General features: G+C 46.2%; 28 protein-coding genes. 5 read left to right on the forward strand and 23 right to left on the reverse strand.

All coding sequences use genetic code 11. From position 1 onward, the window contains the following. Positions 1–4: 4 nt before the first annotated feature. The 15 genes from AB3N00_RS10275 to AB3N00_RS10345 form a co-directional block, all read right to left on the reverse strand. Positions 5–523 carry a hypothetical protein gene (locus AB3N00_RS10275; protein ID WP_413034431.1) on the reverse strand — a complete coding sequence of 173 codons (519 nt, stop codon included), beginning with the start codon at positions 521–523 and terminating at the stop codon, positions 5–7. 78 nt (positions 524–601) lie between these two features. Continuing rightward, positions 602–1,267 (reverse strand): HAD family hydrolase, encoded by a 666-nt coding sequence (locus AB3N00_RS10280; protein WP_413034432.1) that lies wholly within the window; start codon positions 1,265–1,267, stop codon positions 602–604. A 181-nt stretch (positions 1,268–1,448) separates the two neighbouring features. Beyond that, positions 1,449–1,952, reverse strand: coding sequence for a GNAT family N-acetyltransferase (locus tag AB3N00_RS10285; RefSeq protein ID WP_413034433.1), 504 nt, complete (start codon positions 1,950–1,952; stop codon positions 1,449–1,451). A 208-nt stretch (positions 1,953–2,160) separates the two neighbouring features. Beyond that, positions 2,161–2,586 (reverse strand): hypothetical protein, encoded by a 426-nt coding sequence (locus AB3N00_RS10290; RefSeq protein ID WP_413034434.1) that lies wholly within the window; start codon positions 2,584–2,586, stop codon positions 2,161–2,163. Positions 2,587–2,601: 15 nt separating this feature from the next. Next, positions 2,602–3,012, reverse strand: a complete 411-nt coding sequence (locus AB3N00_RS10295) for a hypothetical protein (RefSeq protein ID WP_413034435.1) — start codon at positions 3,010–3,012, stop codon at positions 2,602–2,604. Beyond that, entirely contained in the window at positions 3,009–3,455 is a 447-nt protein-coding gene (locus AB3N00_RS10300; protein WP_413034436.1) for a LytTR family DNA-binding domain-containing protein, read from the reverse strand. The genes AB3N00_RS10295 and AB3N00_RS10300 overlap by 4 nt, the downstream gene beginning before the upstream one ends. 214 nt (positions 3,456–3,669) lie before the next feature. Continuing rightward, on the reverse strand, positions 3,670–4,014 hold the full coding sequence (locus tag AB3N00_RS10305) for a hypothetical protein (RefSeq protein ID WP_413034437.1): 345 nt from the start codon (positions 4,012–4,014) through the stop codon (positions 3,670–3,672). Positions 4,015–4,066: 52 nt separating this feature from the next. Next, positions 4,067–4,609 carry a hypothetical protein gene (locus AB3N00_RS10310; protein ID WP_413034438.1) on the reverse strand — a complete coding sequence of 181 codons (543 nt, stop codon included), beginning with the start codon at positions 4,607–4,609 and terminating at the stop codon, positions 4,067–4,069. Between the two features lie 177 nt (positions 4,610–4,786). Next, positions 4,787–5,269: a GNAT family N-acetyltransferase gene (locus AB3N00_RS10315; protein ID WP_413034439.1), complete on the reverse strand. Its 483-nt coding sequence runs from the start codon at positions 5,267–5,269 to the stop codon at positions 4,787–4,789. After that, the gene (locus AB3N00_RS10320) at positions 5,257–5,904 is read right to left on the reverse strand and encodes a hypothetical protein (RefSeq protein WP_413034440.1); all 648 of its coding nucleotides are present in this window, start codon (positions 5,902–5,904) and stop codon (positions 5,257–5,259) included. Before AB3N00_RS10320 ends, AB3N00_RS10315 begins: the two co-directional genes overlap by 13 nt. Positions 5,905–5,939: 35 nt before the next feature. Next, a complete protein-coding gene (locus AB3N00_RS10325; RefSeq protein WP_413034441.1) occupies positions 5,940–6,401 on the reverse strand; it encodes an NUDIX domain-containing protein in 462 nt (153 codons plus the stop codon). A 45-nt stretch (positions 6,402–6,446) separates the two neighbouring features. Then, a complete protein-coding gene (locus tag AB3N00_RS10330; RefSeq protein WP_413034442.1) occupies positions 6,447–6,704 on the reverse strand; it encodes a hypothetical protein in 258 nt (85 codons plus the stop codon). Between the two features lie 196 nt (positions 6,705–6,900). Further along, positions 6,901–7,305 carry a hypothetical protein gene (locus tag AB3N00_RS10335; protein ID WP_413034443.1) on the reverse strand — a complete coding sequence of 135 codons (405 nt, stop codon included), beginning with the start codon at positions 7,303–7,305 and terminating at the stop codon, positions 6,901–6,903. A 15-nt stretch (positions 7,306–7,320) separates the two neighbouring features. Continuing rightward, entirely contained in the window at positions 7,321–7,809 is a 489-nt protein-coding gene (locus AB3N00_RS10340; protein ID WP_413034444.1) for a cysteine hydrolase family protein, read from the reverse strand. A gap of 129 nt (positions 7,810–7,938) precedes the next feature. Next, on the reverse strand, positions 7,939–8,136 hold the full coding sequence (locus tag AB3N00_RS10345; protein ID WP_413034445.1) for a DUF1272 domain-containing protein: 198 nt from the start codon (positions 8,134–8,136) through the stop codon (positions 7,939–7,941). Between the two features lie 171 nt (positions 8,137–8,307). Here AB3N00_RS10345 and AB3N00_RS10350 point away from each other — a divergent pair, with 171 nt between their 5' ends. Then, positions 8,308–8,730, forward strand: coding sequence for an Lrp/AsnC family transcriptional regulator (locus tag AB3N00_RS10350; RefSeq protein WP_413034446.1), 423 nt, complete (start codon positions 8,308–8,310; stop codon positions 8,728–8,730). Here the strand turns inward: AB3N00_RS10350 and AB3N00_RS10355 are convergent. Together AB3N00_RS10355 and AB3N00_RS10360 are read right to left on the reverse strand one after the other, a co-directional pair. Continuing rightward, entirely contained in the window at positions 8,719–9,552 is an 834-nt protein-coding gene (locus AB3N00_RS10355) for a metallophosphoesterase family protein (protein WP_413034447.1), read from the reverse strand. The genes AB3N00_RS10350 and AB3N00_RS10355 overlap by 12 nt on opposite strands. Before the next feature lie 12 nt (positions 9,553–9,564). Further along, on the reverse strand, positions 9,565–10,272 hold the full coding sequence (locus tag AB3N00_RS10360) for an AAA family ATPase (RefSeq protein WP_413034448.1): 708 nt from the start codon (positions 10,270–10,272) through the stop codon (positions 9,565–9,567). 372 nt (positions 10,273–10,644) lie between these two features. Here AB3N00_RS10360 and AB3N00_RS10365 point away from each other — a divergent pair, with 372 nt between their 5' ends. From AB3N00_RS10365 to AB3N00_RS10375, 3 genes are read left to right on the forward strand one after another with little or no spacing between them, the layout of a single operon-like run. After that, positions 10,645–11,529, forward strand: a complete 885-nt coding sequence (locus AB3N00_RS10365) for a PRD domain-containing protein (protein WP_413034449.1) — start codon at positions 10,645–10,647, stop codon at positions 11,527–11,529. After that, positions 11,526–12,032, forward strand: a complete 507-nt coding sequence (locus tag AB3N00_RS10370) for a PTS glucose transporter subunit IIA (RefSeq protein ID WP_413034450.1) — start codon at positions 11,526–11,528, stop codon at positions 12,030–12,032. The genes AB3N00_RS10365 and AB3N00_RS10370 overlap by 4 nt, the downstream gene beginning before the upstream one ends. Before the next feature lie 30 nt (positions 12,033–12,062). Next, entirely contained in the window at positions 12,063–13,520 is a 1,458-nt protein-coding gene (locus AB3N00_RS10375) for a PTS transporter subunit EIIC (RefSeq protein WP_413034451.1), read from the forward strand. A 147-nt stretch (positions 13,521–13,667) separates the two neighbouring features. On the opposite strand, the gene AB3N00_RS10380 is transcribed toward AB3N00_RS10375, so the two are convergent. From AB3N00_RS10380 to AB3N00_RS10405, 6 genes are all read right to left on the reverse strand, one after another. Then, on the reverse strand, positions 13,668–14,684 hold the full coding sequence (locus AB3N00_RS10380; RefSeq protein ID WP_413034452.1) for a GtrA family protein: 1,017 nt from the start codon (positions 14,682–14,684) through the stop codon (positions 13,668–13,670). 2 nt (positions 14,685–14,686) lie between these two features. Continuing rightward, a complete protein-coding gene (locus AB3N00_RS10385; protein WP_413034453.1) occupies positions 14,687–15,676 on the reverse strand; it encodes a phosphodiester glycosidase family protein in 990 nt (329 codons plus the stop codon). A 246-nt stretch (positions 15,677–15,922) separates the two neighbouring features. Further along, a complete protein-coding gene (locus AB3N00_RS10390) occupies positions 15,923–16,879 on the reverse strand; it encodes a radical SAM protein (protein WP_413034454.1) in 957 nt (318 codons plus the stop codon). Between the two features lie 302 nt (positions 16,880–17,181). Beyond that, positions 17,182–17,754, reverse strand: coding sequence for a GNAT family N-acetyltransferase (locus AB3N00_RS10395; protein WP_413034455.1), 573 nt, complete (start codon positions 17,752–17,754; stop codon positions 17,182–17,184). Between the two features lie 70 nt (positions 17,755–17,824). Then, the gene (locus AB3N00_RS10400; protein WP_413034456.1) at positions 17,825–18,481 is read right to left on the reverse strand and encodes a pyridoxal 5'-phosphate synthase; all 657 of its coding nucleotides are present in this window, start codon (positions 18,479–18,481) and stop codon (positions 17,825–17,827) included. 331 nt (positions 18,482–18,812) lie between these two features. Next, entirely contained in the window at positions 18,813–19,946 is a 1,134-nt protein-coding gene (locus AB3N00_RS10405; protein ID WP_413035242.1) for an exosporium leader peptide, read from the reverse strand. Between the two features lie 985 nt (positions 19,947–20,931). On the opposite strand from AB3N00_RS10405, the gene AB3N00_RS10410 reads away from it, so the two are divergent. Further along, positions 20,932–22,254 (forward strand): hypothetical protein, encoded by a 1,323-nt coding sequence (locus AB3N00_RS10410; protein WP_413034457.1) that lies wholly within the window; start codon positions 20,932–20,934, stop codon positions 22,252–22,254. Positions 22,255–22,354 lie beyond the last annotated feature (100 nt).

The following is a 22,354-nucleotide window of genomic DNA, read 5'->3' on the forward strand; positions in this document are numbered from 1 at the left end:
TTTGTTAATCAATATCTGCAATAATCCATTGTGCCGAATCCCCATCTACTTTCTTTTTCCAAAAAACCATTATGCTGCTGGATTCAACGTCGTTCTCCTTTAGTTCAGTAACCTCTACTACCCCCTGGTAGAGCTTCTTTTGTTCCTGAATGGTAATGTCGCTCATGGAGATAACCTTGCGTACTTTGGTTCTGCTCATGCCCGATACGGGCGATTGTGGATCAATAAGGCTCATGTACCCCTTTTCATCTTCTTCCCATAAGTAACGTAAGCGGGTGTTCATAAGTTTAACGATTTCCAGCTCATCCCCTGTATAATTCGTTTCATCGATGTATACAGGCGGGATGTCTTCGTCTCCTTCAGATGTCAAACCGTTCTTTTGCGTTTCATCTGCAGTGACACTTTCCGATACAGGCTCCGCATGTTCCTGTGGATCTTCATGGTTCGATTTATCCTGACAGGCGATTAAGAATAGAAATAGACCAAGCATAATGGTTAACTTTTTCACAATCCGTTCCCTCACATTCCTGCTTCTATTATTCTTTCAACTCATCCATGGATAGCACCGTCCCCAATATGACTTTATCCAACATCCGAATCACTACAAGATGTTCAGGACCTCTGTCAGATCCCTGCACACATATTCCGGATGGATATGCCCAGGTTTGGACTTACCTTTTCGATTTAACCAGACAGCCTGGATTCCCGCATTTTGTGCTCCCTGAACGTCACTTGTCAGCGAATCCCCTATATGAATGACATCATTATGGGATAAATCATATTTGGCTAATGCTTCATTAAACATCTCGGGTCTCGGTTTGTAAGATCGAACATCTTCACTGGTAACCACACCTGCTGCCTCGATGCCATGCTTCTTCATTGCCGCTCTTACATCATCTGTATCGATATTGGAGAGGATATACACCGGGATTTCCACCGATTGCAAAAAGGGAATGGAATCCTCAAATATCCCCGGATTACGCCAGTGAGCCAACTGCTCCTGATTAAGCAGCGCTGCAACAGCATCCGATTGAAAATGCCGAATCGTTTCTGCCAAGGACTGCACATTAAGAACTCTTTGCGTAGTAAACTGACTGCCGTGGCTTGCATAAAACATTTCTGAAAATGCCTTCCACCAATAATCGCCTATTTCATCAGCCGTACATTCAACACGCGCCGTAGCTTGTACTTGTTCGTAAATCACCGGAAGAATATCGTCATCCTCGTGCACAACCGTCCCGTAGAAATCAAGAAAAATGGCTTTCATCCCGCTTCCTCCCCAATCATTTAAAATTTCCAAAAACGTACGATTCAAACTTCCTATGTATGTTACATTTTCTCTTTGGTACATCATAACCCATAATGTGGAATTTGCGAATGATCCAAGTACGCTCTTTTCATTCCCTAAATCTCTCGAATAAAAAACACGCCGCTCTGCATGACTTGCCTCATGCAAAGGGCGTGGTGTGGTGGTAAAACTTTGTATCTACTTTCATCAACGGAAAAGCATCAGGTAATTCCTCACGTGTAACCGAAACAAATCCATTTCTCTCATAAAATCGATGCGCTGCCACGAACTGCTGAGTCGTTCCAAGATAGATGTCATGCACAGCATTTTCCCGGGCCCACTGAAATGCCTGATGCAGGAGTCTGCTCGATACTTGCAGTGTCTTACCTCTATAATTTTCAGCCACAAACATCTTTCTAAGCGCTATATTCGCTTCTCCAATATCAAGCAAAGCAATCGTGCCCACCACTTCGTCATTGGCAGCAGCGACCCAGAAGTTCCCGTTCCCTTTTTGATAAAAGGTTTCGATTTCAAGCAGATCCGGTTGATCCTCTCTGGTAATGGGAATATGGTATTCCTGCTGTTGAATCTGCAAAATCAAATCAAGGACCTGGGATTGATACTTGGAAGAGTACTCTTTTATATCGATATTGGGGCTATTCATGATGTATTCTCCTTGGATGGTATCGTTATTCACCTGTTCTTAAGTTCCCTGTCTACCAACTGTTCATCAAACCATATATCCTCATCGTCTTCTGCGATCACCAATCGCCAACCTGGTGCGAACCCTAGGGTTCTTCTTGATTTTAGAGTCCCATTCATCCACATGTGCTGTATGTAGAGGTACGGAAAGATCATCTGCATCAGAATACTCATCCGCCCAACTGGATAACCTCAGTTTCAATACCATAATATTGCTTATAGTTTGAGATCCATTCCTCTTTGGAGAAGTCTACAAAATCATATGGCTCACACTGCCTGAGATATTGTAACTGTTCTCCTGCTTGCTGCCCGCCCTTTTGTTCCAGATAAGTTACGGTGTCGTTAAACCCAGCACCACACAGCAGCTGTACATCCACATAACTGCCCGTATCCTGGTTCTTTCTTTTGGCCTGCCAGATTAGCTGAGTGTCCTCTACGTGACCGATCGCAAACAGCATGATACATAAGGTTTTGAGATAATCGTTGTCCGCCGCGTTTGTATTGTCGATCTCTTGCTGCAGCAGTCGGCGAATGCGCTCCCTGTCCCCAGAGTCCGGCTCCAAGCCGAACTCCTGAAGCGCCTCTTTTTCGTTCATATGGATTCCCCTTATCTATTTCAAAATCTTGTTGAGTTCATCCGCTTTTTTCTTGCTATCCATTCTAGCATAAAAATAAAAGGCAATCGTGTGCAGCACAATCGATAAAAGCCACATGCCAGGGAACCACGGTGCAATAAGCTGGAACATTTCCTCTGAAAACAACCACACACCTGCCATGCCTCCAAGAATATTAAATGTGGACGAGATCGCAATATTCCATACCGGTTTCAGTGTGAAATAGTTCCACAGCGCATTGTACATGACACCAAATAACACGGCTGCTATAACTGCAATTCCGGCTGTATTCCATAGATAGGTCATTTGAATGGGCTGATCTTTGAAAAAAATAGTTAGCAATAATGTGGCCCACAACGAAGTTACTGTAAATACCTGAAAAAACGAATGTTTGAGATTTGCGATCATAATAATTTCCCCCTAAAATTTTTGATATAGTATCGACTGACGTAGTAGCTGGAACCATCTGCAAGCTCAACTTGAATTCTGGCATGGTCTGTTGCGGCGAACGCCTTAATGTGTTTGGTGTTGATGATCGTTGAGTTGTTAATCTTCAGAAAGTGGGATGAATCGATATCTTCTTCCACAAATTTAAGACGTTTGCCCAGCAGATACCTCTCTCCTGAAATAACACGCACACTGCACATTCGATCCTCAGACTCAATGGCAAGGATTGTGCTTGGCTGGATCTGGACATTTCGGTTATTCTTCGCATTAATAACGACCAGCTTTCTTTCCAAATGACTGATTGCTTCATCGATCCCCTCCCAATGCAGTTGTTCCGAAGGGTTGGTAACGACCTTGGCGATCCTTCGTTCCATGGATGAATCTGTTTCAAAAATCACTTTCACGTGTTGCCCTCCTCTCACAACTCATATTACAGGCAAACTTGAACCTGGCATACTGAATTGCGTTTTGTTGCAAGAAATTGCAGGTTTGTTGCACTTAGCTAGTTCTCGTACAAGAAGTGGATAATTCGCCCATAATTAAATACATCCTTTTCACGTTGTTATGAGAATTATTAATCAGATATCAAACTCTTCAAGGATACCAAACGGGGAATGTTCAATACTCCCCGTTGTACTCTACATAACTCGTTTGTCTGAAACGTGCGACATGATATGGCATATACACGCTCTGAGAATAAGGTGACAAATGTTCGATAAAATCAATCGCAGCCTCTACCATTTCATCTGATGCGAAAACTGACTCATCCAAAAAACCACTCAGTAACGCAGCATCCCCTTTGAACTTCAGCATAAGGTAGCCATATCCTGGATCGGCAATCACCAAGTTAACAATCTCTTCTTCGGCAGGTTCTCTTGATCCATCATAGAACCTTACCACAATATCCAGCTCCCTACGAAATACATCCACATCGCATGAAAAATTCTGATATTCAAATCTCATATTGTAGTCCCCTTACCACAATCTCTATCTATATACTTATCAAGTCGATCCGCTACTCTTCCTTGATTTCAAGATACATCTCCTGATTTTGCTGGATCTTCTCATTCATACTTGCAATGACTTCCTGAGCCTTCGCTCGATATCGAATGAACAGATCTTCGATTAATTGGAACAAGTGCGGATCTTGCTCTAAATCCGTTGGCGAAAACTCTCGCCATTCTTCCCGGACTCTATTCTTTTCTGTAATTACACGTTCGATTTCGTTTAGCAGAGCTACCATTTCATCTTGATTGAAATAAAGCATTCCGTTCTTTATGCCGCTCCAACTCTTTATCTCAATGATATTGTAAGCCGAAAACCAATAAAACTCCGCCAGACTTTTTGTATGATTATGATAGGAATAAAACAGGAATAATGCTTGTTGGCCTTCATTTAACTGACGGTACACCTCGGTTTTGGCTGTGATATCTTTGCCTCGAACGGAGATCAACATCGGTTGTATACACAGCCAGCTAAGTTGCGTTGAGCCCAGGTCTGCTTGTTTGATTTTTGCCCTCATAACATGCTCCTCTCTTCTCACCAATGGATGTAACACACATACTAGACTCCTTACTTTTCATGATCAGGTGTCTGCACAGCCGGTTCGTTCTTGCCCCACATTCTGCGCCTGGATGTCTCCATTCTGCCTGGCGCGGGAACATGGTTGGACTTTGGCTAAACCAAATTTGGCATGTTGGCCTAGATGGATTCATAGGAACTGGCCCAGCCTTCCTCAATCCACTGTTCTATGAAAAACGAACTGGAGACCATGTGCACCAATCCTGCGAATTCCCGTGTCCCGAAAACCTGCTTTCAAATACAGGCTCTGTGCTGCAACATTCTGTTCATTTACAGCGAGTATGACTTCCTTCATTTCGGGGTCAATTTGCTGAAGCAATGGGGTGAGTGCATTCATGGCAGCCAGCGCATATCCTTTACCCTGATGCTCCGATGTAATAGATAGAGCTCGTATTAAGATAGCATTGGAGTATCTCTTTCCTTCAGCGTATTCTGAATTTTTATGTAAAATAAAGAAGCCCACCGGCGTCTCCTCTTTTAGAATAACAATGGGAAACTTGTCAGGGTTCGAAATGGCCTCATCAATGACTTCTGCAGGCAGGGCCGTAAACGTAAACTGTTCCCCCGTCAGTGAAAAACGAGCTAATGCTTCATCATATCGTTCATGATACATGGTGAGATGAATCAACTTTTCCATAGGGGCGCACCTCTATTTTCAATTTGGTCGATCCATCCGGCCAATAGCTGTTTCAGTTCCTTGGCAGTGGCATGAATGAATCCTTCCAGAACTTCCATGGACAAAATTCTCAAATCCCCTAGAGGCTCATGGGCAGGATTGTTTAAAAAATCAACCTTCTCTTCCCTATACTGATACACCTCCTGTTCCAGCAAACCACCCAAATCATAAGCTTTACCAGTACCCAGTTTATTCAGTAGATCGTAGGCTCCAGAGCGAATCCGCAAAATCATAAACTCCAGCTTCGTCACGTCATGCGTATATATACTTCTTCCATCGGGGTGGTCCTCATATGCAGGATAGATGTTGAAGGTCCACACGCGATCCGTATAAACATGGGCGATGTAACCGCACAAGTACTGCAAGAATGCAGGATCATGCTCCGCCTGCAGCCTATTGGACTCCAAAAATGCCCGCAGCTCTTCATCTGTCGCGAACCTGCCTTCTTCGATCATCAGATGTGTTTTTGCCTTTTCACTGCGCACATTGCTTCTCACATGGATGGAGTCAGGAGCAAGACTTCCCAGTAGGAATTCCGGGGATGGATTAGATATAAATTCGGATGCAATCGCAAAATGAACCATTGGCCAAGGCATTGAAATCACTCCATTTTCGTTAATTTATAGCCTTACTAACGCAGAATCCCCTGCTTCTCTTGAAGCAAATCCATGAAAACAGGCTTCTGTACCTTATTAATCCTATCGATATCGATTTCATCCAAGCTTGTAAAAATCAATTGCAACGACTCCTGTTGTTCGTCTTCAAACAAAAGTGTTCGCTGATCCTCAGCCAGTTTCCCGTCCAAATGAACGGTAACGTTAAACAAAAACATGACAAATACAACCTCGTTGCCATCCGGATATGTATATTTCATTTTTTCACCTGTGTAGATTGACGCGAGCTCATACGATGTCACTTCAAGGCCTGTCTCTTCCTTCACTTCTCTGATCATGGTCTCTTCAATACGCTCTCCGGGCTCCATGCCCCCACCAGGCAATCCCCAGTCCCCATAATCGGACCTTCGCTGCAGTAAAATTCTCCCTCCACCATCTCTAATGATGGCCCCGCCTGTAACCACAATTCGACTTGTCATCTCCACTGATCCTTCTCTCGTCATTGAATATGAGATAACTTACTGTTAAATACCAAAATGCACGATACACTTCCCAGGCTCATCAGCGTGTTTTGCCATCATGGCAAGCTTTTTTAATTCAGTGATCAAGTCAGTTTTGATATACAGCAATTTCTCGTAGTAACCTTTGTTGTCTCCACCAACAATACAGTAATTCCCTCTAAGTATGATCGGATCAGGTGCGGAACTGAATAAATCAACCCATGCATGCATGATATGATGAAGCCTTTGCAACACTTGTTCATCTTCAAACGGTAATGCCATTCCCCCACACAATCGAATTTGTTTTCACTTCCTTTTCCCATTCATCATAACCCATGTTTTGGAAATTGCGAAGTTGTTTCACGTTCAAAACTTCCTGTTCCTGCTCCCAAATGCAATCGAAAAAGACCCCGGTAAGGCCTCCTTCTAAGGCGATATCAGGATCTTTCTTTTAGATTTATACATAGATATAATCCAGTTACATAATGCGTCGATTAATTAAAAAGGCCATGCCTGCTTTTTTGTAGTCTCTGAGAAAATCATTAGTCACATGATCATGTCGCAAGATCCCCATATAATCTGTACCTGGTTTCTTCGGTCTGTAATCTGAATCAATCCTATAGATATTAAAATGGACTTGATCTTCATCGTCAGATACACTCGTAGAGTTCAGCAACTCAATGACCTCAATCTTGCTAAGATAGCTAAAACCCTTAGTTTCAATGATATAAAAAGGATACTCAATATGATCCAGACGTACTAAACGTTGGTATTCCTTCAACTCCTCAGGTATGATTTCCAGATAATTCTTAGCTTGTTGTGCTTCCCGAAATATGCCCGAGATCCACTTCAACTGGCCCCTCTCAGCGAAAACGATGAACACTTTAGTTCCCCTCGCTTATTGGATCAAATAATCAACGACAGGATAAGAGATAACATTTCTGTCCCTGTACGTTGACGTCACCGCTTCGTGATGTGTACTGAGAATTCCATTTTGCAGCATAACCGGTTTGAACCCACGCTCGCTTGCCCCGTTATAGGTAAACAGGACACATTCCTCTGCAGCAAAACCGGAAATGATCAGCAGCTCGACACCAAGACTGCGTAAAACTTCCTCCAGGTTGGTCTGCCAGAATGCGTTAGAGCTTTCCTTGGTGATGATGAGATCCTGCTCACGCATATCAACCTCGGTTATACCTTGATACGCATCCCGATTCGATTCCTCCATACCCTCCACATCCTGAACATGTATCACAACATGATTGTTCGAACGCAGCACGTCTGCCACATGGTTGATATATTCACAGGCATGGTCCAGCACTCTTTTCTCCAGTCGATCCCGCACGATGATTTCTTGCATATCCACGATTAAAAAGCCTATTTTCATCCAAACACTCCTCAAAAAATGGTTTAATGTCTTACCGGTCATCTATAAATCTAAATTAATGCTTCAAATATATGTATTCGGGTTTTCAGGCGGCACTCCTCTAAATCAAGTACAAGCTGAAGGCTTTGACTAACTAATAGAACAACTCAATGAATTTTCACTTCTTGGTCTTTTCACAAGTTCTCCTCCACAGTTAGGGCATACATAATTCACCTCCACTGCACACTCATTGCAAAACGTACATTCATGCGTACAAATATACGCTAAAGAATGATTATGGAGTCCACTTTCGCATTTTTCGCATTTACTTCTCATTTCTAAAGCCATCCTATTGACCTCCTATAGTTTTTATTCTTTTTGGAAACTTTCTGATGCTCTAATTCTAATAAATAGGTTGCTAACTTTACATATTAATCTTATTGTAATTTTATTAAATATCTTTCTTTTTAACTGAAAAAAATGCTGTTTAACTTAAAATTTTAATGAGGAGATCAAAACATGGATGAAATCGACAAAGACATATTATTACACTTGCAAGAAAATGCCCGATATTCCTTTGCAGAATTAGGAAGAAAAGTGGGATTGTCTACCCCCGCCGTTAATGAAAGAGTTAGGAAACTTGAAGAAAAAGAGATCATCGTTGGCTATAAAGCAATCATTAATCCGGAAAAAATAGATAAACCTATCATGGCTTATATCCTATATGACAATACAAAATGTGAACCATTTGCAGCGTTTTGCAAAAATCACCCTAGTGTTATTGAGTGTCATCGGTTGGCTGGATCATACAATTATTTAATCAAGGTCTTGACTGATTCCGTCCAATCTTTAGAAAACTTTATTGATGCTTCCATGTCATTTGGACAACCCACTACACTAATCAGACTTTCCTCACCTGTTGAGGGTAAATCAATAAACTAAATTCCCCGTCCTGATCGCAAAAGCATAATCCTTTCGTCCATTTGCCTGGGCAATCGAGCTGGCCTTCTCCCAATCATACTCAACCATAACGTGTTCCATGTTCCAGTTTGCCTGGGCAATCGAGCTGGCCTTCTCCCAATCATACTCAACCATAACGTGTTCCATGTTCCAGTTCCCCTGCGCATTACGATAAGCAATCGCATAATCGGCGTAAGGCGAGCTGGATTCCATCACATGCGGATAGGGCAATTCATCATGATAGGCAGGCAAACCGACACTTCCTACGTTCATGATGACCTTGCCTCCGGGCAAATATTTCGTTTGAAACACATGACTGTGTCCGCAAAAAATATAACGCTGCTGTACCTCCAGAAGTTCGTTCGCCAAATGAATCGTGTCTTTATATTGAACTCCTTCCGCTGTCACCTCTTCCAGCAAATACTGATCATTCGCCCATGGCGTGCCGTGGCAAAATAAAAGCTCCTCGGACGCCCACGTACGAGCACATGATCTGATCCAATTCTCGATTCCCTGATCAAGCAGGGGTTTTACAAATTGAAAGGTTTCCGATGGGCTTTCTTTTTGCAAAAGAATCTCGTCACAATTTCCCATCACGTGAACCATATTCTCGTGGTTCATTAATAATCGTGCTGTCGCCAGCGGATCAACCGGGCCAAACAAGCTATCTCCCAAATTGACGGTAAGTTCAATATTCCGGGCAGCAATATCGTGTAACACGGCCTCCAAGGCCAAGTGATTACTATGAATATCTGAAATAATGGCGACAGACTTATACATGTCATCCTCCACTTTTTTTAACAATACAAACCAAAGTCAGTCCTTAAACAACTCATCCAGCATACGATGGCGATTCTCCAGAAAACTGCGGGTGATCTGGTAATGTTCCGTATCTTCATAAGCCATTTTTTGAATACAGCTATCGTCGAAATTCAATATGTCCGCACCGGGATAACCCAGCAAAATGGGCGAATGCGTAGCGATAATAAATTGTGAAGTTCCAGACAGGTCATGGAGAATGCGCAGCAAGGATAATTGTCTGGCAGGAGATAGTGCGGCTTCGGGCTCATCGAGCAGATAGATGCCTTTGGAGCTGAAGCGGTTTACAAACAGATTCAGAAAAGACTCCCCATGGGATTGCTCATGTAACGAACGCCCGCCATAGTATTCAAGGGTACCCATCTCATCGACATGGGATGCGAATTGATAGAAGGACTCGGAGCGCATGAAGAAACCATTCGTAATCTTTGGCAACCAGGCCAGTCGCAGATAATCCCCTAATGAGGATTCCGAAGCATGCATCTCAAAGACGTTATTTCTGCCGCCCCCGGCTGTATTGAATCCACATTGATGAGCGATGCCTTCCAGCAGCGTGGACTTACCCGATCCATTTTCACCTACAAAAAATGTAATGTTATTCCTGAATTCCAATCTCTGCAGGGACTGTATAGCGGGTATATTAAACGGATATTGTCTGGCATTATCTACTTTTTCCTTCATGAACTGCACACTTCTAAGATACATAGGCATACTCCTATTCATGTTAGATTTGACTCCATCTACCCGAACACGATCAACATCGGATTAGGCTCATTTCACCTTAAAAGGTGATCATGGCTCCTTTTTTGTCAAATACGGCAGATACCTTTTCGTTTACACATTCCCTATATTAAACGACGAACAGATGGATGACAAAAAATTATGGTTGACGGTGGCAGATCAGCTTCTATATTATGTAGGAAGAACGTTCTGCATAAAACATAAAATGAATTGGCGTGTTACCACCCCAGAGGGCATGAGCCAAGAAGCGAACATGAGACTATACTCGCTTCTTGGCTCTTTTTGCGTTCCGGAGGCCTGAAAGCGTTAACTTTAGAAATGAGGAGGCGGTGAACCGTGAGTAAAGGAATGATTCTGCAGGTGGAGCGGGTCGTCGGCAGCAATATTGTTCTGGCCCGGTCACACCAGAATACCAAGGAGTACGTACTGATCGGCAAAGGGTTAGGATTTGCGTTCAAGGTGGAAAGCAGCATTCAGGCCGATGATCCGCGGATTGAGAAAAGGTTCCGGCTGGAAGACCGGGAGGAGTGGGGGCAGGCGCAGGAGCTGATGAAAGACTTGGACCCCAATGTCATTGACATCTCTGACCGAATTATCCGTCTCATCGCTGATCAGTTTCCCGGCAAGCTGAATGACAAGATCTACCTTGCTCTTCCGAGTCATATTCAGTTCACCTTATATCGTATCCGCAACGGGATGGAGATTTTGAATCCTTTCCTTACGGAGACAAAGCTCAGCTTTCCGAAAGAATTCGAAATCGCCTCGGAAGCGGCGGCCATGATCGGAGAGGCCTTTGGCGTAGAGGTACCGGAGGATGAGGCCGGGTTCCTGACATACCATGTGTACTCCTCCGTAAATCACGTCCCTGTCGGACATTTGGTTAAGGTATCCAATGTGATCAGCAAGCTTCAGTCCATGATTGAAGAGGAGGGTGGCGTTCGCTTTGACCAGGGCAGCCTTAGCCAGGCAAGACTCATGATACACCTGCGCTTCTCCATGGAACGCCTGTATCACCAGCCGATGACGGCCCCCACCTTCGCACAATATGTGAAAAATGAATATCCGTCCGAATACCAGCTGGCCAGAAAACTGAGCGCTGTTATGGCCGAGGATTTGGGTACAGAGGTACCCGATGAAGAAACGGCTTTTCTCGCCATGCATTTATATCGGCTCTTTCAAACCCATGCCAAAACCAACAACAGAAAGGACAACACACAATGATCTGGAAATGGAAAAACAACAAATCTGCAAAAACATCTGAGACAATATCCGTCGCCTCCCCGCTCACCGGAACCTGCGTCAGTTTGGAAGAAGTGCCTGACGAAGCGTTCGCGCAAGGACTTATGGGACCGGGAGTTGCAGTGATTCCCCAGGAGGGCAGGCTGGTCGCCCCTATCGACGGCACTGTGGTGCACCTGATCAAATCGCACCATGCCGTAATGATTGAGCATGCTTCCGGGCTGCAGCTGCTGCTGCATATCGGCATGAATACTGTCAGCCTGAAAGGACAGGGCTTCGCACCCCAAGTGCAGACCGGGGATCGGGTCACTATCGGTCAGACCCTGATTGAATTTGACCTGAATGCGATCGCTTCGGCCGGTTATCCGGTCATCACCCCTGTCATCGTTGCGAATGCGGCTGAACAGCCTTGGGAGTCGCATCCGGAGTATGGCAGCGTAGAAGCAGGCATGGGAACGATCATGAAAGTCAGCTTGTCGAAATAACCTAAATCAAAAAAAGAAAGGAAGAACAATATGCTGAAAGCACTGCAAAAGCTGGGAAGATCCCTGATGCTTCCTGTAGCAACCCTGCCTGCGGCAGGTATTCTTCAAGGCCTCGGTCTTCTTAATTATGAAAAGGACATTCCGCTCGGTCCCGTGATCGGGGGATTTCTTAATCAGTATGTCGTTCCATTCCTGAATGAGGGAGCGGGGGCGATCTTCGGCAACCTTGCGCTCATCTTCGCCATTGGGGTGGCAATCGGACTGGCGGGGGACGCGGTCGCCGCGCTTTCCGCCCTGATCGCTTATATGGTACTGACGCGGATTCTGGGAGCCGTTCCAGGCGTATTCGGCTATATTCCTGACGATGTCAAGCTGGATATGGGCGTATTGGGCGGGATATTTGCCGGACTGCTTGCAGCCTATATGTATAAAAAATACCATAATATCAAGCTTCCTGACTGGCTCGGCTTCTTCTCCGGCAAACGATTTGTGCCGATGGTCACCGCCGGCTCCATGCTGGTGTTGGCCATCCTGTTCGGCATGATCTGGAGCCCGATTCAGGATGCCATCGGCGCTTTCGGCGCCTGGATTGTAGGCTTTGAAGGCATTGGCTCCATGGTGTTCATGATCGCCAACCGCCTGCTCATCCCGCTCGGTCTGCATCATGTCCTCAACTCCATCGCCTGGTTCCAGATCGGAGATTATACCAATGCAGCCGGGGAAGTCGTGCACGGCGACCTGACCCGCTTCTTCAACGGAGACCCTACGGCAGGCATGTTCATGTCTGGCTTCTTCCCGATTATGATGTTCGCTCTTCCGGCGGCGGCGCTTGCCTTAATTCATACAGCCCGGCCTGAAAAGCGTAAAATGGTCGCTTCGATCTTTATCGGCGCAGCGGTAGCTTCGTTCTTAACGGGTATTACCGAGCCGCTCGAGTTCTCCTTCATGTTCGCGGCGCCTCTGCTGTATGTGGTACATGCTATTCTTACCGGTGCAGCGGCACTGATCATGTACCTGCTGGATGTTAAGCTGGGCTTCGCCTTCTCGGCAGGTCTGATCGATTACCTCGTGAACATGAAGCTGTCGACCAATCCGCTGCTCATGATCCCGGTCGGACTCGCATTTGCGGTCGTCTATTATTTCCTTTTCCGGTTCATGATTGTCAAGTTCAACCTGAAAACGCCGGGACGCGAGGATGACGCTAATGATGCCGATGCCCCCACTAATGCTTCCGCCGTGGCAGCGGCGTCTGCCGACACCAAGGCTGGCAAAGTGCTCGCGGAGATTGGTGGCGCAGACAATATCGAGAGCATCGACGCCTGCATCACTCGCCTCCGGCTAGTTGTTAGGGACGACAAAGCCGTCAACGACCAGGCGCTCAAACAGCTTGGCGCTTCCGGCGTCATGAGGCTCGGTGGCGGAGCTGTGCAGGTCATCTTCGGCACCCAGTCCGAAATCCTGAAGGATGAGATTAAGAGGCTGATGTAACGCTCGTCCTCCTTTGATAAAAGGTCGAGAACAGGGTAGGCTACCCTGTTCTCGATCTTTTTTTGTTAACCAAGAAGCGTAGAATATTCTTTTGAAACGGTTTTGATTGAAAAAAAGAGAGTAAGCTATACGCTCACTCTCTCTGTGTTAATAGACAAATCTGCGCTGTGCCCAATAGCTGAACAAAAAGATGGACACCTCCGTCAGCACCTTGGCCGCGATGAGGGGAATGATCAGTTTTTCGTTATAGAAGTACAGGAGTCCGTAATTCAACAGGAGCACCAGAATAACCAGCGAGAAGTATTTAGGTAAGGACTGGCGCACCTTCGACGTTTGGCCTCCGGCTGAAAACACATATTTCCGATTGATCGTATAGTTGAAGATGGAGCTGCACAGCCTCGCAGTAACGACAGACAGAAACAGATTATGCGTGAAATACTGGATCACGAACAGTAATCCAAAATCGATCAGAGCGGACAGCACCGATGACGTACTAAACATCAGGATCGGCATATAAATGCGGAACGAGTCTACCAGCGGACGGAAGTGGGAGGATTTGTTATGATCCAGATATACCGTGTCAATAAACTCCTCCGTGATTTCGTACCCTTCCTTCTTTGCGGTTAGCAGCATGTTCATCTCGTACTCAAACCGATCACCCGGAATCTGACAGAGCCAGTCCAGCATGGAATATGGAAAACCACGCAAGCCCGTTTGAGTGTCATATACTTTGGTACCCGTTGTGATGGAAAAGACCGCCCGGGTAACTGTGTTGCCAAAACGACTGCGTGCAGGAATCGTTCCGCTAAACCGGCGGCTGCCGAGCACGATTCCTGGGGTGGTCTGCTCCAGCAGCACATCGAAGATACGGCGGATATCATGCGGCAAATGCTGCCCGTCACTGTCTGCACACACAACGCCAACCTGTGGTCCACATTCCTTGATATGCTGGAATCCAGTCTTCAGCGCGCACCCCTTGCCCAGATTGACAGGGTGGGTCAGAACGGTGCAGCCATATGCTTCAGCTGTCTCAAAAATCCCGCGATACTCTGCCCCACTGCCATCATCCACAATGACAATAGGCCCTAATTGAAATGTCTGCAGCTGCAGCACCAGATTTAACAAACGAACGTCCGGTTCGTAGGATGGAATTAATATGGTCATGATCATTGTCCCTCCTTGAGGTAAAGGATGTCACTTACGCCGCGTTCCTGATTTCTGCCCAGCGGATTATTCACGACCCGGCCCATAAAATACATGGTGGATGAGCCGCCGCCGTCCAAGTTATAGGCTTCTGTTGCTCCCAAACCTTGCATCACTTCCGCCAGCTCTGCCAGCGTCATGCCCCGGCTGTCGTTCTGCCTTCCGTCCACCACGACGAATACATAATGATTCGGGGCAATCATGCCGATTGCCGTTCTCGGGTTCGCATCCTGGATGGAACGGTTGCCGAAGTTGTTGTCGATTTTCACACTGCTAAAATCACTTACAATCTCACCGTCCTGGATCAGGATCGGTCCAAACGACAGTGTATTGGTGGCACCTTCGGCCAGCAGCTCCGAGGAGGAAACTTCCGTCTCGTTATACGTCTTCATCGTCCCGTCACTGAAGAGTGCCATTGCATCACGAACCGGATCATCCCGGTACACCGTACCGTTGCGGATAATTACGCCATCATCACGGAAACCATAGTAATCCCCATTTATGGCGAATATGGCATTGTTGGCCGCAGCGATCTCTGACGTGTTTTCGGTAATATTCGTGCCAAAGCTGTTATCCGCCAAAGCCGAGCGCAGACTGCTTGCATCCGTCAACTGCACATCTGCGACGTAATACGTAATCTGATCCGAACCGGAGCCTGTCTGCACCTTTTCAATGCTGACCTGCATATCATCGCTTGAATAGTTCCAGTCATCTGAGGTTGCATTGACTTCCGTTTCAGTGGCTGCCTCATCATTCGAACTTCCGGCTGCTGCCGTATTGTCATCCGCTACGACCACTTCCACATGCCGCATCAGGTAACGATCAGCGAGACTGTAGATAATGCCACCGATCGCAAGGACAACGACAAGCGTAACAATCAGCCATTTACGCCTTTTATCGGGGTTTGCTTTTCTATGTGGTTCTTTCGGATTGGGTTTATCATAAATTCTCATCATTGAAGCCACCTCTTCATCATCTAAGTTCTTAAGGCCATGATAGGCGGGGTAGCTTAAATGAATCTGAAACATGTACAAAGACAAAAAAAGAAGGCCACCTCTCCCTCTGGGGAAACAGGTAACCTTCAAACCAATGGATATATCATTATGAACGAACCTTTTAAAATAGGGCTGGTATACACGAGGTTATGTTCAGGCTCATCTTCAATCAGTGAGACCCGATATGGTCATTCCCTTTTTTCACTAATCACCTGCAAAAAGCGCATCGTACGCGGGGCAAGGCCGTTTTTCCAAAAAATCCGCTAACGCGGGTGGCTGCTTGGCATAAATTTCGTTCAATGACGTGCCTTGATAGATGTTTCCAATCACTACCGGGTGACACAGCTCACAGATGAGGATGTCCCCGTTGCCGTGCAAGTGCAGCTGTTTCGTTCCATCCACACAATTGGAGAAATATACACCTGGCTGCTCATGCAATCCCAATTGATCGGCGAAGCGATCCATACAGGTAAAATATAGGGTTGTGTCGTCCTTCTTGTGTTTAATCAGCTCGTTTACAGAGCGAATGAGAGATTCTTTGGAAGCTATTTTGCTCCACTTGCTGTGAGGCATCACAATACTATTCTGAATCTCATGAATCCGTACACCCAGATCATAGACCTTCTCGCTAATGGCCAGCATGTTCGATTGTGTGCCTTCAAACAGCAGCGTTTCCAGTACCGTCTCCAGTCCGGCTTCCGTACACAATCGGATATTGCGTTCCAGTCTCTCGTACATGCGCGGGTGAACACGGTAGTAGGTGGAATAGGCTTCCGCATCGGTATAATTGAATGAAATATGAATGTTGGACAACCCTGCATTACGCAACGCATGAATGCGTTCTTCGGTCAGCAGGCTGGCATTGGTATTCAATTGGGTATCGATCCCATGTGCTGCACAATAGGTTACGATCTCCAGACAATCCTGAAACTTCAGCGTCACTTCTCCCCCAGACAACCGCACACGCTTCAACCTCGGAAGTTCACTTATAATGCGGATCACTTCCTGGGCATCAATGCACTGTCCATCGTCCCGATTGTAAGCGCAGCAATAGTCACATTTAAAATTGCAATTGGATGTCACCCCGACCTCCAGCCCTTCCAGCTCATACACACCGGGTGTTTCAAGTTCGAGTGATTTATATCTGTTTTTTGCGGTCAATTCCATATACCTCCTGGTTCCTTCGTTCCATGTTATATACAACCTGGAGATTATAGCGGAAGGATGCAGAATTCGGATATGACATTATGTACGCTGATTAACGTGGAAAAAGATAAAAACCCATCTCTCCAATCACCGGGAGTGGGCCAGTTTATTGTATGTACATATGAATTAGATAATATTAAATATGACGCCAGCCCATGGGAAGCGGCCCTATACTTCTGTGTTATTCAGTAAAGTGATAAATAAAACAAAATATAGCATTCCTTTGCTCAACGATAACAACCCTCTCAAACACTCATTTACTTATGACGAATAAAATCTTCTTTTAGAATGGCATACATCTTCAAGTCCCGAAGCTCATTTTTGACTCTCATGTAATTTCGCAAGACACCCTCGAATTTCATGCCTACCTTCTCCATCACCTTGGCCGAACCTGTATTGTCCACCATACATCTGGCTTGAATTCGTTCCAATCCGACTTCTTCGAATCCAAATTGAATGATTTCGTTCACCACTTCCGTCATGATCCCTTGATTCCAGTACTGATCGGACAATACATAACCCAGTTCCACCCTCATACTGCTGCTGTCACAGCCTAAATAATTGCAGCTGCCAATCAGCCTTTTGGTCCGTTTATCCTCAATCCCCCAAGGTCCGAGCTTGTCCATCTCATAGCGGTTCATGACAAAATCAATAAAACCCTTGGTATCTTCCTTACTCTGATGCGTCTCCCATGTAGTAAATTCCGAAACGGCAGGAACTGAGCAATAGCTGTACATATCGTCCAGATCATCATAGGTGAGTGGCCGGAGCAAAGTTCGTTCGGTTTCCAATACGGGAAATGGGTCAAAAAAGCTTTCAATCGTCTTCATACATGTCCCTCCCTGGGATTATTAAAAAACACACTTTAACTCATTCAGTATTGTCCGGTCCGTTGTAGTATCAAGGCCACAACCTGTACTGCTTCCACAGCCCACCTTGCAGCACATATTGAATTCGTACATGCTTCCGCTCTGAATCTCCCTGCCAAAACTCCACCTCTTTTGCGTTCACCGCATATAATCGCCATTGAGGTGATACGACATCTGGGTCACGTTGAATCCGTTCCTTCTGGGCTTCAATGGAGCTTTCCAGTACTTCCTCGCTCTCCAGTTTCTGACTCTGGTGCCCTGTCATGGCAACTGCGCGTGCTCCGGCCAAGCGTTTCCGGAAATCATCAGCTCCTGCTTCATCTCCCATATCCTCTGCTGTTCCCTTAATGCGAATCTGTCTTCCGAGCGCAGGCCAGTAAAACGTCAGTGCTACGTGAGGGTTATCTTTCAACTGCTGTCCCTTTTGGCTCTCGGAACTGGATGCAAAGTAAAACGAGTCATCTACAACATTCTTCAGAATCAATATACGCGCATCCGGACGACCATCCTGGTCCACCGTCGAGATCGTCATCGCATGAGGTTCCTTTACATCGGAATCGATCGCCACTCGCAACCAATCCAAAAAAAGCTTTCCAGGACGATCCGGCAAATGTTCAATATCCCAAGAAGGGAACGGCCCAGATAATGATCTCAAACTACGCAGCAGCTCACTCGGTTCATTGCTCATATCTTCACCCCACCTTCCAATTCACTCCATTGTAGCGTAATTGTAATGTACTGGAAACAGCGATTTCTAGAGTGAAAAAAAGCCCTCTCAATAGGAGGGGAAAAAGAGTGAAATGTAATTTAGCCATACCTTTGCCAAAATTAATACATACTTATGCTTCCAATACGTCAAAAGTTGAAGAATCGGGTTCCTAAACGGACAAATTTACTAAGCTTTCATATTGACATCAGGATAGCGAAAAAAGAAGCAATCTGCCCAACCTGCAGACTGCCCCATGCTTGAACTATCGTTTCCCGTTAGCTTAGTGTTTGAGTGCTTACTACATACCACTTTAAAATGGCGGAAACTTTGCTGCGATCCGGTCCAATGCTTCCTGCACTGTTGTGGGAACGGGAGCACTCCAGTTCGCCGGATTAGCTGGTATATACGCTAATCCGAACGCATCGTCAACCCGAATTAACGTTGTCCCCGTTCCGATCAGCGTGACCCGGGTACGTATCGGGATCGAGTCAACAGTCGCCCGCACCCGGGTCGCAACGTTGTTAACACCATTTACTATCAATCTTCCCGAGTTCGGGTCAGGGTTAAAAATGTTTTCCGTAATCGCAAAGCTGGTCAAATTCAACGGATCGATTGGAATATGACCAGATTGCACGTTAACGATAACGTTCCCATTTATTCCACCGCCAACTAAATTTACCTGTGTATCTGTCGTAGCCTGTGAATTGATCGTAATATTTCCGCTGGAGACGAAGGATGCAAACATCACCATATTGATTCCGTTTTGCGTATATCCTGCGGAAAGCATTGAATCCCGGATATTCACCTGGTTGACGGAGGTGGTTAGCGCCGTAAAAACCGGCGTAGGTGTCATATTTACGCTGACAAAGAACAGCTTTCCACTGAAGCTGCTAGCTGTCGCAAAGTTAAAATCAAGTGGCCCTGTTAGTAAAGTCAGGTTCACAAAGCCCGAACGGTTATCATTCACGAACCCGGTTTCAAACCAAGACGGATCGACAATGTCGAAGGGGATGGCCAATCTCGTTAATAACGTACTCGTTCCCACCAATTGGACGTTGGCCTTCAGATGAACGAGTGGTTCCGTGTACGTACCCGGACCAATCGAAATTGCATACCGTTTTGTTGGCGTTGCATCAACGATGGACGCCATCGCAGCCGTGACCGTCAAAAATGGTAGACATTCCGATCCGTCGGCGGTCAGATCGTTACCAGCTTTATTCACATAGACGATTTGGGTCGCTACAGGCGGCGGTTCGATACATCCCGGACCAGGCGGACCTTGCGGACCTGGTAATCCCGGCAGTCCTTGCGGACCTGGCAGTCCCGGCAGACCTTGCGGACCCGGCGGACCCGGCAGTCCTTGCGGACCCGACACACCTGCAGGTCCTTCGGGACCAAGTACGCCAATTGCTCCTACAAGCCCTGCAAGTCCTTGGGCTCCCAGAGCTTCCGCAATTCCTTGGGGACCGAGTTCACCAATTGCTCCTACAAGCCCTGCAAGTCCCTGGGGTCCCAGGGCTCCCGCAATTCCTTGGGGACCGAGTTCGCCAATTGCTCCTACAAGCCCTGCAAGTCCTTGGGGTCCCAGGGCTCCCGCAATTCCTTGGGGACCGAGTTCACCAATTGCTCCTACAAGCCCTGCAAGTCCCTCGGGTCCCAGGGCTCCCGCAATTCCTTGGGGACCGAGTTCGCCAATTGCTCCTACAACTCCTGCAAGTCCCTGGGGTCCCAGGGCTCCCGCGATTCCTTGGGGACCGAGTTCGCCAATTGCTCCTACAATTCCTGCAAGTCCTTGGGGTCCCAAAGCTCCCGCAACTCCTTGAGGTCCAGCTTCTGCAATTGCTCCCGCAACTCCTTGTAGTAATTGCTGTCCTACAAGCTTTCGGGATCTAACAATCACCTTAGGCCGAGGACACTTCACTCGTATAAATTTTTTATTAACTTGAAGACGACGTAACTTTTTTTTCCCATTTGGTGGGCAATCGATTATGGTTATCTTTTTACAACGTTTCTTTCTATTCAGATCACTCAAACAACAACACCTCCCCATAAGCCGTGGTTCAGTGTATGTGTGTTGTTTATACTAGGAATGGACTAATAACCTGCTACGTTATTGGGGGCCGTTATTTTTTATTCCATCTATCCTGCCCGTTAGTTGAACAAAAGCAGCCGATCATGTTGATCCGCTGCTTTCTTAGTTGTATTAAGCTACCGTTTCCCGTTAGTTCAATATCCTAGCATACGTGAATAATCTAATGTCCTGATGGTACTATCTCCCACCTCAAATGTACTTTTCATAAGTCTCATGTGTGCAGGATTGCCTAACGGGCTAGCGATTTGCATTGGCAATATTTACTCATTAAACTGTATTCTCATCTTTGTTAAAGTGGATAAGCATTATGAAGACAAAGACGGGAGTTTTAATAGACATGAACGTTCTCACCAAATCCATCATTGGTCTGCTTTGCGTGACGACATTAGCGGGCACGTATTTCAGTTATACGGAGCATCAGAATAATCGGCAATGGGAGCAGCAACAACAGTACAATACGCAATACTGGTCGCATATGCAATCGATCTACCTGCGTGATTTCGACTATGCGCTTGCGGAGTCCCTTGCGGCATCTACGATTTCAGATCGGCAAGCAGCACTTCAATCTGCGATTGAAAATGCCAATTTTATCTTGCAATATGTAAGGATCGGATCCGTTACAATGAACTTTCAATCTTGGTCATATGAATCGTTTATCGCGGACGGCAGCCGTTACTTGGCCTATCCTGCCAGCGAGAAGGAAATTTCGCTTAACCCGGATCAATTAGAACAAATTCAGCGTTTGAGAACGTTCGCGAGGACCGCCCTACCGTATCTCGATCAGATGAGAAAGAAAGCTGTTGATTCCTCATTATCAGATATACAACAGATTTTGACCGAAATGGAAGATGCTTTGTCTCAACTCGACTCTGTCTCCACGTACGGCAATAAAGCCTTTAACGAATTCCTGTACAACCAAAATCCTTACATACCTCCGAAGCCAGGAACCGTTTTCGCCGGTGAAACCACTTATACGGCTACGGAGCTTGCGGCCAAAGCGAAAATCTTCATGGGCGATGCTTGGAATAAAGGGGCAGGTAAGCAATTCGTCCACATGGTCTCTGGTGGGAGCAGCCCCCAATTCGGAGAAGTCATGGATTTCAAGTTATCGGACACCGATGGAAAACAAACCAGCTCCTATATTGCAACACTGAGTAAAAGCGGACACGTGCTCCGAGTGACACGCCACGGTTCGATCCCCAAAGAAGCAGCTGTGGAGCAATCTATGGACTTAAAGCAGGCTGTCGCGGTTGCGGACACCTGGATGGCGCGCTGGTCTGACGAACGTCTGACATTAGTAGCGAAAGAGATAAAAGATACCTCCATTTATCTCACGTATATTCCGGTCCGGGAGCAAGTTTCCATTCCGCAGATGAAAGTCGTATGGCGATTTGATCGTCGTACCGGTGCGTTGAAGAGCTTTGATGCGTCTAATTATTATTCCCATTACAATAAAACCTTCCCCGTTCACCCGAAGCTGACAGCGGAGCAAGCCTCTGAGAAACTCGGTCCAAAAGTAAAAGCCTCGGGTAAACCAAAGCTGGAGATCCACAACAACAAGCTTGTATACGCATTTCCCGTCACTGGGATTGAAGGCGTATCTCATGTATACGTAAACGCCCGCACAGGCGCTGGCGAAGGCATTAATTACAACCTGTAGCCACAACAAATCTAGGCAGCCCCACGAACATCCTCGCTGCGGGCTGCCTAGATTTTGCGTGCCAATGTTGGGTCACCACTTCCTTTTTAGTTTTTTTACG

The sequence above is a fragment of the Paenibacillus xylanilyticus genome, from assembly GCF_047246825.1.
Lineage (GTDB): Bacteria > Bacillota > Bacilli > Paenibacillales > Paenibacillaceae > Paenibacillus > Paenibacillus xylanilyticus_B.